Raw genomic sequence first — 17,022 nt, 5'->3', positions numbered from 1 at the left:
GTAGAGTCTACCGAGATGCGGCGCGGTCCCGCACAATGATCCACTTGACGAGGACCATGCTGATAAGGGTCACCGCCGCGGTGCCCAGCCACCAGATCACCGAGGCCAGCGTGGGTCCGGGAAGCAGCGCCATGGCCTCGGGGCTGTAGGGCACCACGAGCTGGTCGGGTCCGGGCCAGAGATAGGCGATCGAGGCCACGGTGAAGGTGGTCACGCCCATCAGCATCGGCTCCAGCAGCGAGCCGCTCTTCAGCCCGGCCCACAGCTGCGCCAGCAGGCACATCAGCAGGGCCAGCGCCGCGCCCCAGGGCAGCACGGTCCCGGTCTCGGTGGGCCCGAGCATCAGGATGTTGCCGTGGAGCACGGTGCCCAGGATCCCGAGGACCACCCCTGCGGAGAAGCAGACGCCCAGCAGCGCTGGTCGCAGCGAGCTTCTCCGCGAGGGTGTCGCGGTGTCCTGCGGTGCGGTCATTACTGTGAAGCGCTCTTCTTCTTGCGTGTGTCACGCATGCGCTCGGAGGAGTTCAAGATGACCTTGCGGATGCGGATCGAATGCGGGGTGACCTCCACGCACTCGTCCTCATTGGCGAACTCGAGGGACTCCTCGAGGGTCAGCTTGGTCGGCGGGGTCAGGCCCTCGAAGGAGTCGGCAGCCGCTGCACGCATGTTGGTGAGCTTCTTCTCCTTCGTGATGTTGACCTCCATGTCGTCGTGGCGGGCGTTCTCGCCGACGACCATGCCCTCGTAGACCTCTTCCTGCGGGTCCACGAAGAAGGTGCCGCGCTCCTGCAGGTTGATCATGGCGAACGGGGTCGCCGTGCCGGTGCGGTCGGAGATCAGCGAACCGGAGGTGCGGTACTCGATCAGGCCCTTCCACGGCTCGTAGCCTGCGGCGTAGGAGGAGGCGATGCCGGCGCCGCGGGTGTCGGTGAGGAACTTGGTGCGGAAGCCGATGAGGCCGCGGGCGGGCACCATGAACTCCATGCGGATCCAGCCGGTGCCGTTGTTGGTCATCGTGGTCATGGTGCCCTTGCGGGACGCCATGAGCTGGGTGATCGCACCCATGAACTCCTCGGGAGAGTCCACGATCATGTTCTCCATGGGCTCGTGGAGCTTGCCGTCGATCTCGCGGGTGACGACCTGGGGCTTGCCCACGGTCAGCTCGAAGCCTTCACGGCGCATCTGCTCGACCAGGATGGCCAGCGCGAGCTCGCCGCGGCCCTGGACCTCCCAGGTGTCGGGGCGCTCGGTGGGGAACACCTTGAGCGAGACGTTGCCGATGAGCTCCTTGTCCAGGCGGTCCTTGACCTGGCGGGCGGTGACCTTCGCGCCCTTGACCCGGCCGGCCATCGGCGAGGTGTTGATGCCGATGGTCATGGAGATCGCGGGGTCGTCCACGGTGATGGTCGGCAGCGGCTTGGGGTTCTCCAGGTCGGTGAGGGTCTCACCGATCATGATGTCGGAGATGCCGGCGACGGCGACGATCTCACCCGGTCCGGCGGACTCGGCGGAGACGCGCTCCAGACCCTTGGTGGCGAGAAGCTCGGTGATCTTCACCGTCTTCATGGTGCCGTCCTTGCGGGCCCAGGCGACCTGCTGGTTCTTCTTCAGCGTGCCGTTGAAGATGCGCAGCAGGGCGAGGCGGCCGAGGAAGGGTGAGGCGTCGAGGTTGGTGACGTGGGCCTGAAGGACCTCTTCGGCGTCGTACTTCGGGGCCGGGACGTGCTCGAGGATGGTGTCGAACAGCGCTTCGAGATCTTCGGCGTCGGGCAGTCCGCCGTCTTCGGGCTGGTTCTTCGAGGCGCGGCCGGCCTTGCCGGAGGCGAAGACCACAGGGACGTCCAGCACGGAGTCCAGGTCCAGGTCGGGGTTCTCCTCGGCGACGTCGGAGGCCAGGCCGAGCAGCAGGTCCATGGTGTCGGAGACGACGCCGTCGATGCGCGCATCGGGGCGGTCGGTCTTGTTGACGACCAGGATCACCGGAAGCTGGGCGTTCAGTGCCTTGCGCAGCACGAAGCGGGTCTGGGGCAGCGGGCCCTCAGAGGCGTCCACCAGGAGCACCACGCCGTCGACCATGGAGAGGCCGCGCTCGACCTCACCGCCGAAGTCGGCGTGACCGGGGGTGTCGATCACGTTGATGGTGACCTTGTCCATGCCGGCGTGCTTGGTGGCGGCCGGGCCGGAATAGAACACGGTGGTGTTCTTGGCCAGGATCGTGATGCCCTTCTCCTTCTCGAGCTCACCGGAGTCCATGACCCGGTCCTCGAGATCGCCGTGGCCACCGACAGACTTGGTCTGGGTGAGCATGGCATCGACCAGAGTGGTCTTGCCGTGGTCGACGTGAGCGACGATGGCGACGTTGCGCAGATCCTGGCGCTCGTCAGTGCCTGCAAGTGTACGAGCGGCAGCAGTGGTCATAAGAGGGGCAACGCCTTCCATAGAGGAGAGTGTGACGTGTCTGGTCAGTCGATGTCATGCCTCGACTCGTCCATGTCACTTCGTGGTTCAACAGTGTGGATTCGGGTGGGTCAGAGCGCACAGCGACACGGCCGTGTCGCGACCACACCTTTCCAGTGTACGGCCTCGAACGGCGAGACCGGCAATGATTGTGGTCACCGGCGCTTGAGCTGAGCCTGGGAGGCCGGCTTCGCGAGGCCTGTGCCGCAGGCGTCACCACGCCTGCGACCCAGGCGCCGGCTAGCCGTGGGAGGGGATGACCTTCTCGTTCTGCTGGGCGTGGTGGCAGGCGGTCAGCTGGGTGATCTGACCGCGCGAGATCAGCTCCGGCTCCTGCGTGGCGCAGATCTCGGTGGCCTTCCAGCAGCGGGTGCGGAAGCGGCAGCCCGAGGGCGGGTTCGCCGGGTTCGGCGGGTCGCCCTGGAGCACGATCTGCTCGCGCGCCCCGCGCAGGGTGGGGTCCGGCAGCGGCACCGCGGAGAGCAGCGCCTGGGTGTAGGGGTGTGCCGGACCGGTGTAGATCTCGTCCTGGGTGCCCAGCTCGGCGAGCTTGCCCAGGTACATGACACCGACCCGGTCCGAGATGTGCCGGACGACCGAGAGGTCGTGGGCGATGAAGATGTAGCTGAGCCCGAACTCCTTCTGCAGGTCGTCGAGCAGGTTCATCACCTGCGCCTGGACCGAGACGTCCAGCGCCGAGACGGGCTCGTCGCAGATGATGACATCGGGGTTCAGCGCCAGCCCGCGGGCGATGCCGATCCGCTGGCGCTGACCGCCGGAGAACTGGTGCGGGTACCGGTTGATGTGCTCGGGGTTCAGCCCGACCAGGTCCAGCAGCTCCTTGACCCGATTGCGGATCCCCTGCTTCGGCTTCTCCTCCGGGTGCAGCTTGAACGGCTCGGCGATGATGTCGCCCACGGACATGCGCGGGTTCAGCGAGGTGTAGGGGTCTTGGAAGATGATCTGGATCTTGCGCCGCAGCCGGCGCAGCTCATCGCCCTTGACCGAGAGGAAGTCCTTGCCGCGAAACTTCACGGTGCCGGCGTCGGGCTCCTCCAGGCGCATCAGCAGCTTCGCCAGGGTGGACTTGCCGCAGCCGGACTCTCCCACGATGCCCAGGGTCTCGCCCTCGCGCAGGTTGAAGCTCACCCCGTCCACGGCCTTGACGGCGCCGACCTTGCGCTGGAAGACGATGCCCTGGGTGATCGGGAAGTGCTTGACCAGGCCGTCGACCTCAAGGACCGAGGGCTTGTCGGCGAAGGGGTCCGCGGCCGCGGCGGGAACAGACAGGCTCATTCTGGTGCCTCCTCAGAGACGTCGATCATGCCGGCGCCGGTGGGTGACGGGCGCCGTGTGCGGGTGGCGGTGCCGGCGTAGACGTCCTCGGCGTAGTGGCACGCCGAGAGGTGTCCCTCGGCCACCAGCCGCAGTTCCGGACGTTCGGTCCGGCAGCGGTCGGTGGCGAACTCGCAGCGCGGGTTGAACGGGCAGCCCGGCGGCATGTCGGTCAGCGAGGGCGGCAGCCCCGATATCGCGCGCAGGCGTCCGCCCTCGTCGTCGATCCGCGGGATCGAGGCCAGCAGGCCCTGGGTGTAGGGGTGACCGGGCTTGGCGTAGGTCTCGTAGACGTCGGCGGCCTCCATGACGCGTCCCGAGTACATCACCGCGATCTTGTCCGCGACGTCGGCGACCACGCCGAGATCGTGGGTGATCAGGATCAGCCCCATGTTGAACTCGGTCTGCAGGTCCTTTAGCAGCCGCATCACCTGGGCCTGGACGGTCACGTCCAGCGCGGTGGTGGGCTCATCGGCGATCAGCACGTCGGGGTCCAGGGCGATGGCCATGGCGATCATGATCCGCTGGCGCATGCCGCCGGAGAACTGGTGCGGGAAGTCGCCCGCCCGCTCTTCGGCGCCGGGGATCCCGACGCGCTGCATCATCTCCACGGCCTTTGCCCTGGCCTCTTTGCGCTTCATCCCGCGGTGGACGCGGAACATCTCGGCGATCTGCCAGCCGACCGGCAGCACCGGGTTCAGCGAGGACAGTGCGTCCTGGAAGATCATCGCGATCTTCCCGCCGCGCAGCTTCCGGCGCGACTCCTCGTTCATGGTGAGCAGGTCATCGCCGCGGTAGCGGATCTCGCCGCCGGCGATCCGCCCCGGGGGCATGTCCAGGATGCCCATGATGGTCTGCGCGGTCACGGACTTGCCCGAGCCGGACTCGCCCAGGATCGCGAGGGTCTCCCCCGCGTGCAGGGTGAAGTTCAGCCCGTTGATAGCCCTGGCGACGCCGGCCTTGGTGCGGAACTCCACCTGGAGGTCCTTGACCTCCAGCAGCGGGGCGTCGCCGGGACTGGTGCCGGGGGTGAACCCGGTCGAGGTCTGGGATTCAGTCATGAGATCCAGCCCTTCACTTCTTGGATTTGGGATCAAGGGCGTCGCGGATGGCGTCGCCCATGGTCATGAATGCGAACACCGTGAGTCCCACGAAGATCACCGGGAACAGCAGCAGGTGCGGGACGGTCTGCAGGAACGGCTGCGCATCCGAGAGCTGGAGCCCCCAGGAGATGGCTGGCAGCTGCAGGCCCACGCCGAGGAAGGTCAGCGTCGCCTCGGCACCGATGATGATGCCGGTGAACACCGTGGCGTAGCCGATCACCGGTCCCAGCGAGTTGGGCAGGATGTGCCGGCGCATGATGGTGATCGGTCCGGCGCCCAGGGCGCGGGCGGCCAGCACGAACTCGGAGTTCACCACCGAGATCACCGAGCCGCGCATCAGACGCGTCATGGTCGGCCACATGAAGATGATCAGCACGAAGGCCACTTCGCGCACCCCGCGGGACTCCAGCACGTTGAGGAACACCAGCGCACCCAGGATGTAGGGCACGGCGAAGACCATGTCGGTGATGCGTGAGATCACGGCGTCGACCCAGGAGCCGAAGTATCCGGCGACCAGGCCGAGGACCACCGCGATGATGAAGGTGCCGATGGCGACGATGAATCCGACGGCGATGGAGTTCCGGGCGCCGTGGATGACTCGGCTGTAGTAGTCGCAGCCCTGCACATCGGTGCCGAACCAGTGCTCGGCCGAGGGCGACTGCCGGCTGCGTCCGAGCAGGCACTCGCGCGGATCGGTGTTGGTGAACAGCTGCGGGAAGATCGCCATGCCCAGGAAGAGCACCAGCAGGACCGCGGAGATGATGAACCAGGGGTTCTTCCGCAGCGAGCGCCAGGCATCGGCGAGCAGGCTGGCCTCCTCGACCTTCTTGGTCGATTCTCCGGCGGGTGTGATGGTCGAGTCGATCGGCTCCCCGCGCGCTTCGGGGCGGTGTGTCTCACTCATAACGGATCCTTGGGTCGAGAAGGCCATAGAGGAGATCAACGATCAGGTTGATCACCACGAAGAAGAGCACGAAGAGGGTCACGATGCCGACGACGACGGTGCCCTCCTGCCCCTGGATGGAGTTGAAGACCTGCTGGCCCAGTCCGGGGAGGTTGAAGATCGTCTCCACGATGATGGAGCCGCCGAGCATGCTCGCGAGGTCGGCGCCGATGAAGGTGACGGCGGGGATCAGCGAGTTGCGCAGCCCGTGGCGGGTGATCACCCGGGTGCGCTTCATCCCCTTGGCGGTGGCGGTGCGGACATAGTCGGACTTCAGCGAGTCCAGCAGCTCGCTGCGCACCAGCCGGGCCAGGATGCCGGTGGAGACCGCGGCCATGGTCAGGGCGGGAAGGATGTAGCTGGTGATGCCGTTGTTGATGCCGGCGATGGGGAACCAGCCCAGGTTGAGTCCGAAGACCAGCTGGAGCAGGAAGCCGATCACCAGGGTGGGCAGCGCCACCATGGCCACGGTGGAGACCTGGACGAAGCGGTCGAAGAAGCGGTCGCGGTACAGGGCGGCGAGGATGCCGGCGATGACGCCCATGATGGTCTGGATCACGAGGGTCACCAGGGCCAGCGTCGCGGTGACCGGCAGGCGCTGTTCGATGATGTCGGTGACCGGGCGGCCGTTGAAGGTCGAACCGAAGTCCAGGGCGGTGACGATGCCCCAGATGTATTTGAAGTACTGGACCAGGAACGGGTCATCCAGGTTGTACTGCTCGCGCAGGGTCTCCCTGACGGCGTCGCTCATCGGCCGGTCCCCGGCGAGGGCTCGGATGGGGTCACCGGGAATGGCGAAGACCAGTGCATAGACGATCAGCGTGGAGATCAGGATGACCGGGATGAACTGGAGCAGACGCCGAATGATATAGCGGGTCATTGCTGTCCTTGTGGGTGCGGGTGGTGGCGCGGGTGCGCCGAGCATCTGTCTCGTCAGAGAGGTCTTCTCTGTGTCGAGGGCGACGCCGCGATCAATGATAGGGACTTGGACCCGGTTTTCCGGAATCCTTGCGCGTCGACATGCCAGAGGCGGGGGGGGGGGGGGGGGGGGGGGGGGGCCCCGCCGGGGCCGGTGGGGGGGGAACAACAGGGCCCCCACACGAGCTTTGCTCGGCTCGCCGGGGGCTCCCCGCGCGCGGGGGGGGGGGGGGGTCTTCCCCCCCCCCCCCGCGCCTCTGAAGCGTTGAGGATTACTCCTCGGTCACCACGACCTGCTCGAGGCGGGTGAAGGTGGCCTGATCCATGAAGAGGGACTCTCCATCGATCCGGTCGCTGTGCACCGTGAGGTAGTTGGTGAACCACATCGGGATGACCGGCATGTCCTCGAGGAGGACGGCCTCGGCGTCGGTGTAGAGCTCGGCCGCCGCGTCGGGATCGGTCTCGGCATTGGCTTCGCCGATCAGCTGGTCGAACTCGTCGGAAGAGTAGTCGGCGTAGTTCGAGGAGGCGCCGGTGGAGTAGATGGGCTCCATCGCGTACTGCGCGCTGGGGTAGGACAGGGTCCAGCCCAGACGGTACGGTCCGCTGATCGCCTGCTCGTCGTGGAGACCGAGGTACTGGGCGAACTCGAGGGACTCGAAGGTGATGTCTTCGATGCCCAGGTGCTCGCGCCACTGGTTGGAGACGGCCTCGACCCAGTCTTCGTGACCTGCACCGGAGTTGAAGTAGACGGTCAGCTCTTCAGGTCCGCCGGCCTCTTCATAGAGGTCTGCGGCAGCCTCGGGATCGAACTGGCAGAACTCACAGGTGTTCTCGTTGGACTCGATCAGGTCCGGCGGGATGATGTTCTCGGCCGGGGTCTGCGCGCCGTCGTAGATGTTGTCGATGATCAGTTCACGATCGATCGCCATGGAGAGCGCGTGGCGCACATCGACGTCCTGGAATTCCTCCTGGTACAGCGGGAAGCCCAGGTAGGTGAAGGCAGAGGTGTCGAAGTCCTGGTAGTTCTCGCCGAAGTCGGCCTCCACCGTGGTGCGGCGGTTCGGCGGGGCGGCATCGAGGATGTCGAGGTTGCCGGCCTGGACGTCCAGGTAGGCGGTGTCGACCTCGGAGTAGATGCGCCATTCGATCCGCTCGGGAAGGCCGGGGTTCTCGCCGGCCCAGTCCTCGTAGCGGTTCACGGCGATCTGCTCGTCGTGCTGCCACTCGCCGTCCATCTGGTAGCGACCGTTGCCGACCGGCGCCTCCTCGAAGGCGTCGATGTCGTCGAAGGCGACCGAGGGCATCGGGTAGAACGCCGTGTAGGTCAGCATGTCGGGCAGCGGGGAGAAGGGCTCGGTGAGCTCGATCTCGAGGGTGTACTCATCGACTGCGCGGACGCCCTCCAGCTCCTCGGCGTCACCGTCGACGACCTCCTGGTAGCCCAGGAAGTTGTCGAAGAAGTTGGCGCTCTGCTGGGCGTTGTCAGGGTCGACGGCCCAGTTATAGGTCTCCACGAAGGTCTGTGCGGTGATCTCTTCGCCGTCGTGGAAGGTCCAGTCCTCACCCAGGGTGAAGGTCCAGGTGACGTTGTCCTCGGTGTCCCAGGACTCGGCCACGCCCGCGGTGGGCTCGTAGGTGTCGAAGTCGGTCTGGGTCAGGCCGGTGAACAGGGAGCCGAGGACCCACGAGCCGCAGACCTCGGTGGAGTTCGCGGGGACCAGGAACTGCGGTTCGCAGTTGTAGGCCGAGACGGTGCCGCCGCCGTCGACGCCTTCGGCGGTTTCGCCGTTGTCTCCGCCGTTGTCGCCACCGCCGCCGCAGGCCGACAGCACCAGGGCTGCGGCTGCGGTCACCGCGACGGCACCCGTCGCGCCATGGCGACGGGATGTCTTGTTGACGTGCATATTCGATTACTCCTCGAGAAGATGCGAGCTTTATGGGCATACGGTGATCTACGCGCGAGTGTTGCGTGGGTCACCTGTGGGAGCGAGTTTAGCAGGGCAGTTTTTCAGCTGCGTTACAGGTTCCGTACATGTGACCGTGTTTCACGCGCAGGCGCGCAGAGCGTCCTGCAGGATCTCCTCAGGCGAGCGCGGCGAGCAGACGCTGCCGTTCGGTGCGTCGTCGAGCTTGGACCTCAGGGTCGGGAACCGGGGCGGCTGCCAGCAGCTGCTGGGTGTAGGACTCCTTCGCGTGGCGCAGCACCTGGTCGGTGGTCCCCTGTTCCACCGTGCGCCCGTTCTGCATGACCATCACCTTGTGTGCCAGAGCATCGACCACGGCGAGGTCGTGGCTGACGAAGAGGCAGGCGAAGCCGTAGTGCTGCTGCAGCTCGGAGAACAGGTCCAGCACCGCCGCCTGCACGGAGACGTCCAGCGCGGAGGTGGGTTCATCGGCGATCAGCAGCGTCGGGTTCAGGGTGAGTGCGCGGGCGATGCTGATGCGCTGCCGCTGGCCTCCGGAGAGCTCGTGCGGGTACCGGTTGAGCACGCTGGAGGGGAGCCTGACGGCGTCGAGCAGCTCCCTGGCCCGCGCCATCCGTGAGTTCTTGTCTCCCTCCTTGTGCACGACCATGGGCTCGGTGATGATGTCGCCGATCGGGAATCGGGGATCAAGCGACGCGGCCGGGTCCTGGAAGACCACGCCGATCTCTCGCTTGAGCGTCTTCCTCTCCTTCGACGGCAGCGCCGGCATGTTCATTCCGCGCACGCGCAGCTCACCTTCGGCGACGTCGAGCAGACCCAGCACCGCCTTCGCAACGGTGGACTTGCCGGAACCGGACTCCCCCACCAGACCCATGATCTCCCCGGGCTGGACGGTGAAGTTGAGGTCATGCACCACCCGGGTCGCCCTGCGGCGGAACTTGTACTCCAGCGCGACGTCCTTGGCCTGAAGCGCCGGCGGCGCGACGCTGGCGGCGCCGGCGGCTCCATCGCCGGAGAAGCCGTTGGTCGTGCCGTTGGGCGCGAGGCCGTCAGCTGAGGCATCGGCACGCTCGGTGACGCTCACGCGCTCCGGCTCCAAGGATGGGTCTCCCGCCGCGCGCAGCAGCGGCATCGCCGCGAGCAGACGCCTGGTGTAAGGGTGCTCGGGGTGGCTGAGGATCTTGGTGACCGGGCCGGTCTCCACCACCTCCCCGTTGAGCATGACCACCACGCGGTCCGCCATATCTGCGACCACACCCATGTTGTGGGTGATCAGCAGGATGCCGGTGTTGAGCTCCTCCTTGAGTTCGCGCAGCAGGTCCAGGATCTCGGCCTGGACCGTGACGTCCAGTGCGGTGGTCGGCTCATCGGCGATGATGACCTTGGGCCCGCAGGCGATGGCCATGGCGATCACGATGCGCTGCCGCTGCCCACCGGAGAACTGATGTGGATACTGCCGGATCCGGGTTCGCGCGTCGGGGATGCCCACTCGCTCGAGCAGCTCGATGGACCTCTCCAGCGCCTCTGCGCCGAAGGCGACGTCGTGGACCTGCAGGGCCTCGATCAGCTGATCGGAGACGCGCAGCACCGGGTTCAGCGCCGTCATCGGCTCCTGGAACACCATGCTGATGTCCGCACCCCGCAGCCGGCGCCGCTCGGCGGTGGACATGTTGAGCACGCTGCGACCTTCAAGCAGGACCTCACCGTGGACAGTCGCGTTCTCGGGCAGCAGCCCCATGGCAGTGGAGGAGGTCACGGACTTCCCGGAGCCTGATTCGCCGACGACGGCGACGACTTCGCCGGGCATGACGTCGAAGGAGACGCCCTTGACCGCATCCACATCGCCGAACTCGGTGGCGAAGCTGACCCGGATGTCCTTGTAGCTCAGTACTGGCTCGCGCATCAGGAGTCCCTCTTCTCGTCGGTCGGATCGTGGCCGAAGTCTGGACCGTGATCGCTCATTCCTGCGGGCATCTGCAGCTGGGAGGGACCTCCGGAGAGCTCCTTGACCTGCGTGCCGGCCCGCTCCTCTGCGGTGGCCCGGCCCAGCAGGCCGAAGGCGGTCCGCCAGCCGGGACGGCTCGAACCGGTGCGCTTCTGCCGCGGGTCGATGGCATCGCGGAGTCCATCGCCGATGAAGTTCACGCTCAGCGCGATGGCGATGATGAAGAGTCCGGGGAACCAGAAGAGCCAGGGTCGGGTGGTGAAGGCGTTCTGATTGTTCTGGATCAGCGAGCCCAACGAGGTCTCTGGGGGCTGCACGCCGAATCCGAGGTAGGACAGCGTGGTCTCCAGCAGGATGGCCGCGGCGATGGCGAAGGTCGCGTTGACCACGATCACCCCGATGCTGTTGGGCAACATGTGCTTGAGGATGATTCGAGCCGGGTGGGCGCCCATCGCGACCGCCGCCGAGACATAGTCCTTCTCGCGCAGGGAGAGGATCTCAGCGCGGACGAGTCGGGCGGTGCCGGTCCAGGTGGCCAGTCCGATGAACAGCGCCAGCGTCAGCGTCCCCCCGGGCAGGTTCTGCGCATAGGCGCCGAACACCGCGGCGAGGGCGAGCAGCGGGACCACGATCACCACATCGGTGACGCGCATCAGCACCGCCTCGATCCACCCGCGGAAGTACCCGGCAAGAGCACCGACCAGCACTCCGAGGAAGGTGGAGGCGAAGGCCACGCCGATCGCGACCACGAGCGACTGCTGGATCCCGCGCATGACCATGGCGAAGTAGTCCCGGCCGATGCTGTCCTGGCCGAAGGGGTGGTCTCCGAGGAAGCCGTCGTTGAACATGGTGGGGCGGCCGCCGTCGACCGTGATGCCGGTGGCCAGGAAGCTCTTCGACCACCAGCCGGTCCCCTGGCCGGAGAAACCGATGGAGGTCACCGAGATGATGATGATGAAGACCAGCACGGCCATGGAGACCACGGCAGGCTTGTGCGCGAAGAATCTCCGCCGGACCAGCTGGCCCTGTGAGTAGGAGCGATGCGCGCTGGCAAGTTTCGCATCTTCGGCCTCGGCGGCGCTGAGCACGTCCTCGGGCGGGATGGGGGGTGTCTGTGAGCTCATACTCTAATCCTCGGATCCAGGACCGCATACGTGAGGTCCGCAATCAGGTTGAACAGCACCGCTGCGGCGCCGGTGATGAGGGTGAACGCCATGACGGGCGCGGGGTCGGCGTTGCTCAGGCCGGTCACGAACATGTTTCCCATGCCGGACCAGCCGAAGACCTGCTCGACGACGACGGCGCCGCCGATCAGCCCGGCGAAGTCGAAGGCCACGATCGTGGTCAGCGGGATCATCGAGTTGCGGAAGGCGTGTTTGAAGACGACGGTGCGCTCGTTGACGCCCTTGGCGCGTGCGGTGCGGATGTAGTCCTGGTTGACGGCCTCCAGCATGGAGCTGCGGGTGTACCGGGTGTAGGTGGCCACCGAGACCAGCATCAGGATCGTGGTGGGCAGGATCAGCTGAGTGCCCTGGTCCAGGGAGACCTGCCAGAAGTCCCCGCTGAAGTTCGGCGAGGATGAGCCGATCGTGGCGATCGGACGGGGCTTCATGCCCAGGAATTCGGGCCAGGCCCGCATGAAGTGGTCCAGCAGCACCATGACTGCGAAGAGCGAGGCGGTGATCACGCTGACCGCCACAGCCTGCCCCTTCGCGTGGCCGCCCATGGTTCGACCCACGAGCACGGCGACGGCGATGGTGACCACGAAGAGGCCGACGATGCTCAGCCAGCCGCCCGGAGGGTCGATCAGCAGCCAGAAGGTGGCGTAGTAGGAGACCAGGCCGAGCCCGACCACGGTGAGCGCCGAGTACAGCACGCTGCGGTTCCTCAGTCCGGAGAGCAGGGCGGTCAGACCGAAGGCGAGTCCGATGCCCAGAAGCGTGATCAGCGCGGGGCCGAGCCGGGGCTCTCGGGCGTAGTTCAACGAGTCCAGCAGCGGCATGGCGATCATCACGAAGCCGAACATCACCGCACCGGTGAGCAGCCGCCGCCGGGCGGAGCCGCCGATGATCAGCGGCACCAGGATCGCGGCGACCGCCGCGACCATGAAGATCTGCGTCCAGCTGAAGTGTGGTTCACGCAGCCAGTTGTTGTAGGTGATGCCCATCCAGTCCTTGGCCAGCACCGCGGCCCAGAATACCGGGAGCGAGAAGAAGAGGAAGACGAAGAACGAGACCGCGTAGTCCAGGGAGGAGTACTGCCGGATCGCGGTGACGATGCCGGTGAGGATGCCGATGATGATCGAGAGGATGGTGGCCAGGAAGACCAGGCGCAGCGTGGAGGACGCCGAGTTCGCCACCATGGCGCCGACATCCTGTCCGCTCATATTGGTGCCGAAGTCGCAGGCGCCGACGGCGCAGCCGGCGATCCCGGAGAGCCAGATCCAGTACCTGGAGTACCAGGGCTGATCCAGGTTCATGAAGTCGATGCGCTGCTGGATCAGGAATTCGACGTTGTCGGCATTGGACTCGCGCAGCTCCAGGAGCGGATCACCGGAGTTGATCACCAGGACGAAGACGAGCAGGGAGGCGCCGAAGAGCACCGCGATGGCGCTGAGGAGTCGTTTCAGAACATAGCTGTACACGGGGTGGTTGTACCTTCCACGAGCTGTGGGGGAAGCATCAGTGGGGTTCGATCCGGAGTTCTTCCGGATCGAACCCCACTGATGTCGATGGTCCTGATCAGCTGAGGTGCTCAGCGGAGAGGGACCTGCGGACTGCTGAGATCACTCGGCGCGCTGCCACTGCTCGGCGTTCCACATGATCTGGTCCTGCGACGCGGTGTCGCGGACGTTGCTGATCGTGATGTCCGAGCCGGAGAGCTGCGGGTGCACGTAGAGCGGGATCCCGAACAGGTCGCCCCAGAGCTCCTGCTCGATTCCGATGATGATCTCCTGCTGCTCGTCGGCATCCTCAGTCGTCGCGAGCTGGTTGAACAGGTCGTCCACGGTCTCGTTGGAGTAGCCGCCGTAGTTCTGCGGGCGATCGGTGGAGTAGATGTTCTGCCCCGAGACGACCTGGCCCGAACCGGCCCAGGCGAAGAGCGCAACCTCGTAGTCACCGGTCTCCAGGGCACCGCCCGGAGCGAAGAAGTCCTCGCTTCCCTCGTCGACGATCTCGAAGCCTGCTTCATCACAGGAGGCCTGGATCTCGGCGACGGTGTCCGTGCGACGCGGGTTCGGTCCGGCGTAGCCGATGCGCACCTCGGTGCCGACGGCGTCCTCAGCCTCGAGGATCTCGCGGGCGCCTTCGACATCGACCTCGTCGTAGGTGCCCTCATAGCTCTCGGAGACGATCTCCTCGTAGTTCTCCTCGAAGCTCAGCGACTCGCGGGCGTTGAGCACCGAGGCCTCGGGGTTGACCGGCTCGATCAGGTTGCTGACGATCTGCTGGCGGGGCACGCACATCGCGAAGGCCTCCCGCAGTTCGAGGCTGTCGCTGAAGGCACCGTCGTTGAAGTTGAAGTCAAGGTGCTCCCAGGTGGCGGCCTCACCCTCGTGCAGCACGAAGTCATCTTCGAGACGCTCGAGCTGGCCGCGGGTGTCGACGGTGGCCTGCGGACGGGCGATGTTGAGGTCGCCGTTCTCCAGGGCCTGGACGTGCTGGCCGTCGTTGACGAAGCGGTAGACGATGCGCTCGGTGCCCGGCGCGCTGCCCCAGTACTCCTCGTTCGCAGTGATGGTCAGTGACTCCCCGGCCTGCCAGTTGTCCAGCTTGTAGGGGCCCGTCACGGGAATGAGCTCCTCATCGGGGAACTCACCTGGGTCGGTAAACCAGCCGTCGTTCCAGAACTCAGCTGCCGGTTCCAGCGCCTCGGTGTCAGCCTCGCGCACCGCGGTGACCAGCTCATCGAGCTCCATGTCACTCTGCTCTGCGACGACGTGAGCCGGCAGCGCCGAGCCCACCAGGATCTCCCAGTCGGCAAAGGGCTCGGTGTACTCGATGGTGAAGGTCTTGCCCTCGGGGTCACCCTGGGGGCCTTCGAGCACGCGTTCGCCGTAGGTCTGGGAGATGCCGTTGAAGAGCGGCTCATCATCGGAGTTGGTGAGCTCGGCGTTCTGATACGCCCAGTCGAGCACGTAGTCCGCGACGGTCACCGGTGTGCCGTCTGACCAGCTGACATCCTCTCCGATGGTGTATTCCACGGTGAAGGGATCCTCGCTGGTGACCTCGTAGGAGCCGAAGTCCTCATTGGGGTACCAGACGTTGTCGGTGCCCCAGTAGCCGAAGCCGTCGAAGAGTCGGTTGACCACGACGGAGTTGTACGTGCTGTAGGTCTCCGGGGTGAACCCCTGGTAGCTGATGAACTCGGTCTCACCGATGGAGACCGAGATCTCGTCATCCATGGTCTCCAGGTCACTGGTGTCTGCCTTGCCGGTGTCCTCCGGCTCGGTGGTGAACTGCTGCCCCTCCGCGGTGATCGCGTCGGTGTTGCCGCCATTTTCGCCGTTGGACGTTTCTTCAGCCTCGGCGTCGTCGTTGTCGCCTCCGGGGGTGCAGCCGGAGAGCACGAGTGCGCCGGTGGCCAGAATGGCCGTCGCCGCAGAGAGTTTCCTCAGTTTCACAGTTGCTCCTCATCCTTCAATGCGATGTGACCGGCGCGATTTCTTCCCCTCATCCCTCGAGAAGGTGACCCATCTAACACCGGTTCAATGTGCGAACCAGACTACGGTCGGCACGACCGGCCGGTTGGCCATTTCAATGCGTGTGATGGAATCGTTACCCGACTCAACCGACTGAGATATGACCCAGATCACGGCTCGATTCTGCGTCCGATCAATCCGCGAAAACATGTGTGAAACATGCAACGGCCACCTGGAGACAGAGAAACTCCCGTGCGATTCCGCCCAGGGAATCGCACGGGAGTTACCAGGCGGTCACATGTCCGCACGTTATGTGAGGAGCGCCACTTTGCCGCTTGAAACACGTAAGCAACATTCGGATCAGACTTCTGCTACTCATTGGTAACGGGGGCTGACCTGCGAATAAGTCAGAGTGTTACGTCGCTGTGCCGGGTGTGGTGCTCAGCGCCGCCAGGAGGCCTCGGGATCGGAGGTCTCACCCTGAGTCATGCGCAGCGCCTGGCCCTGCGCCACGAGGTCCTCATACTTCTTGGACTTCTTCTCTGCGGTGCCCATGTCCCGGGGTGGAAGCATGATGGTGCGCTCGGCCTCGATGCCGCTCTGCAGCTGGCGTCCGCGTTCCAGTTCGGAGTCGAACTCGGCGCCCAGCAGCAGCACCAGGTTCATGATGTAGACCCAGATCAGGAAGATGATGACGCCTGCCAGCGCGCCGTAGGTGGCCTCGTAGTTCCCGAAGTTCGACACATAGAAGAACACCGCAGCAGTCGCGAGCACCATGACCAAGATGGCCAGCACGGCGCCGGCGGAGATCCAGCGGACCCCGGGCTGACGCAGATTCGGCGTGACGTGATAGAGCATCGCGATGCAGATCACAGCCACGATCAGCAGCGCGGGATAGGTGGCCCAGTTGAAGATCGTCACGGCGGTCTCGCCGAGCCCCACGGTGTCCCCCACCGCCCGGGCGATGGGCCCCGAGATCAGGAGCAGGAAGACCGCGGTGGCCACCAGCACGAGAAGCCCCGCGGTGACCAGGTAGAAGATCGGACGCAGCTTCAGCAGCGAGCGGCCCTCTTCCACCTCGTAGACCCGGTTCATCGACCGGGAGAAGGCGTTGACGTAGTTCGAGGCGGTCCACAGCGCGGTGAGCAGGCCGAGCGCCAGCCCGATACCTGCACCCTCCACGCTCGTGATGGCTTCGATGGCCGGTCTGATCTGCTCCATGGTGTCGGACTCGAGCATCTGCGCGGCGGTGGAGAGCAGGAATTCCTGGGTCCGTTCGCCCTCGCCGACGAATGACATCAGCGAGACCAGCGCGATCAGCGCCGGAAAGACCGAGAGCACCGTGTAGTAGGTCAGCCCTGCGGCAAGATCCGTGCAGCTGTCGCGACCGAACTCCGTGAGGGTCCGCTTGGCGCTGTACTTCCAGGTGGTGCCGGTCAGCTTCACCGGGGAGGACGTCTTGTGGTCCTCGCTGTCCCCGGAGATGGACTCCTCGAAGTCCTCACGCTGGCGGTTCTTGACCATGAACGGCTGGTCCGCCGCCGCGGAGAGGGTGCCGACGCGCAGCTGGTCACCCTGGTGCACGGTGGCACCGGAGCGGCCCCCGTCCTCGATCTGGTGCCGGGGTGCACGATGGGCCTTCAGGGCACCAGCCGCGCGGCCTGCCGGGTTGGAATTCTTGGGGTGACCCTGCGGGTCGGAATGAGCGCTCATGGACTCAAACTATCGGCATGTGACCTCAGGACCAACTG

The 17,022-nt window shown here is 65.7% G+C and carries 12 protein-coding genes; all 12 read right to left on the bottom strand.

All coding sequences use genetic code 11. The features are described 5' to 3' along the window. Positions 1–7: 7 nt before the first annotated feature. On the bottom strand, positions 8–472 hold the full coding sequence (locus LTH96_RS02070; RefSeq protein ID WP_241464015.1) for a hypothetical protein: 465 nt from the start codon (positions 470–472) through the stop codon (positions 8–10). Continuing rightward, on the bottom strand, positions 472–2,418 hold the full coding sequence (gene typA, locus LTH96_RS02065; RefSeq protein ID WP_241464014.1) for a translational GTPase TypA: 1,947 nt from the start codon (positions 2,416–2,418) through the stop codon (positions 472–474). Before typA ends, LTH96_RS02070 begins: the two co-directional genes overlap by 1 nt. Before the next feature lie 279 nt (positions 2,419–2,697). Continuing rightward, positions 2,698–3,753 (bottom strand): ABC transporter ATP-binding protein, encoded by a 1,056-nt coding sequence (locus tag LTH96_RS02060; protein ID WP_241464013.1) that lies wholly within the window; start codon positions 3,751–3,753, stop codon positions 2,698–2,700. Continuing rightward, on the bottom strand, positions 3,750–4,853 hold the full coding sequence (locus LTH96_RS02055; protein WP_241464012.1) for an ABC transporter ATP-binding protein: 1,104 nt from the start codon (positions 4,851–4,853) through the stop codon (positions 3,750–3,752). The genes LTH96_RS02060 and LTH96_RS02055 overlap by 4 nt, the downstream gene beginning before the upstream one ends. Before the next feature lie 13 nt (positions 4,854–4,866). After that, on the bottom strand, positions 4,867–5,799 hold the full coding sequence (locus tag LTH96_RS02050; RefSeq protein WP_241464011.1) for an ABC transporter permease: 933 nt from the start codon (positions 5,797–5,799) through the stop codon (positions 4,867–4,869). Continuing rightward, positions 5,792–6,718, bottom strand: coding sequence for an ABC transporter permease (locus tag LTH96_RS02045; protein ID WP_241464010.1), 927 nt, complete (start codon positions 6,716–6,718; stop codon positions 5,792–5,794). The genes LTH96_RS02050 and LTH96_RS02045 overlap by 8 nt, the downstream gene beginning before the upstream one ends. Positions 6,719–7,028: 310 nt before the next feature. Next, positions 7,029–8,663 (bottom strand): ABC transporter substrate-binding protein, encoded by a 1,635-nt coding sequence (locus LTH96_RS02040; protein WP_241464009.1) that lies wholly within the window; start codon positions 8,661–8,663, stop codon positions 7,029–7,031. A 178-nt stretch (positions 8,664–8,841) separates the two neighbouring features. Beyond that, positions 8,842–10,587 (bottom strand): ABC transporter ATP-binding protein, encoded by a 1,746-nt coding sequence (locus tag LTH96_RS02035; RefSeq protein WP_241464008.1) that lies wholly within the window; start codon positions 10,585–10,587, stop codon positions 8,842–8,844. Beyond that, complete coding sequence (locus tag LTH96_RS02030) at positions 10,587–11,753, bottom strand: ABC transporter permease (RefSeq protein WP_241464007.1); 1,167 nt, start codon at positions 11,751–11,753, stop codon at positions 10,587–10,589. Before LTH96_RS02030 ends, LTH96_RS02035 begins: the two co-directional genes overlap by 1 nt. Next, positions 11,750–13,273 (bottom strand): ABC transporter permease, encoded by a 1,524-nt coding sequence (locus LTH96_RS02025; RefSeq protein WP_241464006.1) that lies wholly within the window; start codon positions 13,271–13,273, stop codon positions 11,750–11,752. Before LTH96_RS02025 ends, LTH96_RS02030 begins: the two co-directional genes overlap by 4 nt. Before the next feature lie 141 nt (positions 13,274–13,414). After that, positions 13,415–15,253, bottom strand: a complete 1,839-nt coding sequence (locus tag LTH96_RS02020; RefSeq protein WP_241464005.1) for an ABC transporter substrate-binding protein — start codon at positions 15,251–15,253, stop codon at positions 13,415–13,417. 459 nt (positions 15,254–15,712) lie between these two features. Beyond that, positions 15,713–16,984 (bottom strand): YihY/virulence factor BrkB family protein, encoded by a 1,272-nt coding sequence (locus LTH96_RS02015; protein ID WP_241464004.1) that lies wholly within the window; start codon positions 16,982–16,984, stop codon positions 15,713–15,715. Between the last annotated feature and the right edge of the window lie 38 nt (positions 16,985–17,022).

It is taken from the genome of Nesterenkonia sp. LB17 (assembly GCF_022565915.1).
In the GTDB taxonomy this organism is placed as follows: domain Bacteria; phylum Actinomycetota; class Actinomycetes; order Actinomycetales; family Micrococcaceae; genus Nesterenkonia.
Note: the sequence above shows the minus strand (reverse complement) of the source record. Positions and strands in the feature narration are given on the sequence as shown.

Coding starts and splice junctions, on each gene's coding strand:
- typA (WP_241464014.1), bottom strand. CDS start 2,418: ATGACCACTGCTGCCGCTCGTACACTTGCAGGCACTGACGAGCGCCAG.
- LTH96_RS02030 (WP_241464007.1), bottom strand. CDS start 11,753: ATGAGCTCACAGACACCCCCCATCCCGCCCGAGGACGTGCTCAGCGCC.
- LTH96_RS02015 (WP_241464004.1), bottom strand. CDS start 16,984: ATGAGCGCTCATTCCGACCCGCAGGGTCACCCCAAGAATTCCAACCCG.
- LTH96_RS02050 (WP_241464011.1), bottom strand. CDS start 5,799: ATGAGTGAGACACACCGCCCCGAAGCGCGCGGGGAGCCGATCGACTCG.
- LTH96_RS02040 (WP_241464009.1), bottom strand. CDS start 8,663: ATGCACGTCAACAAGACATCCCGTCGCCATGGCGCGACGGGTGCCGTC.
- LTH96_RS02045 (WP_241464010.1), bottom strand. CDS start 6,718: ATGACCCGCTATATCATTCGGCGTCTGCTCCAGTTCATCCCGGTCATC.
- LTH96_RS02060 (WP_241464013.1), bottom strand. CDS start 3,753: ATGAGCCTGTCTGTTCCCGCCGCGGCCGCGGACCCCTTCGCCGACAAG.
- LTH96_RS02035 (WP_241464008.1), bottom strand. CDS start 10,587: ATGCGCGAGCCAGTACTGAGCTACAAGGACATCCGGGTCAGCTTCGCC.
- LTH96_RS02055 (WP_241464012.1), bottom strand. CDS start 4,853: ATGACTGAATCCCAGACCTCGACCGGGTTCACCCCCGGCACCAGTCCC.
- LTH96_RS02070 (WP_241464015.1), bottom strand. CDS start 472: ATGACCGCACCGCAGGACACCGCGACACCCTCGCGGAGAAGCTCGCTG.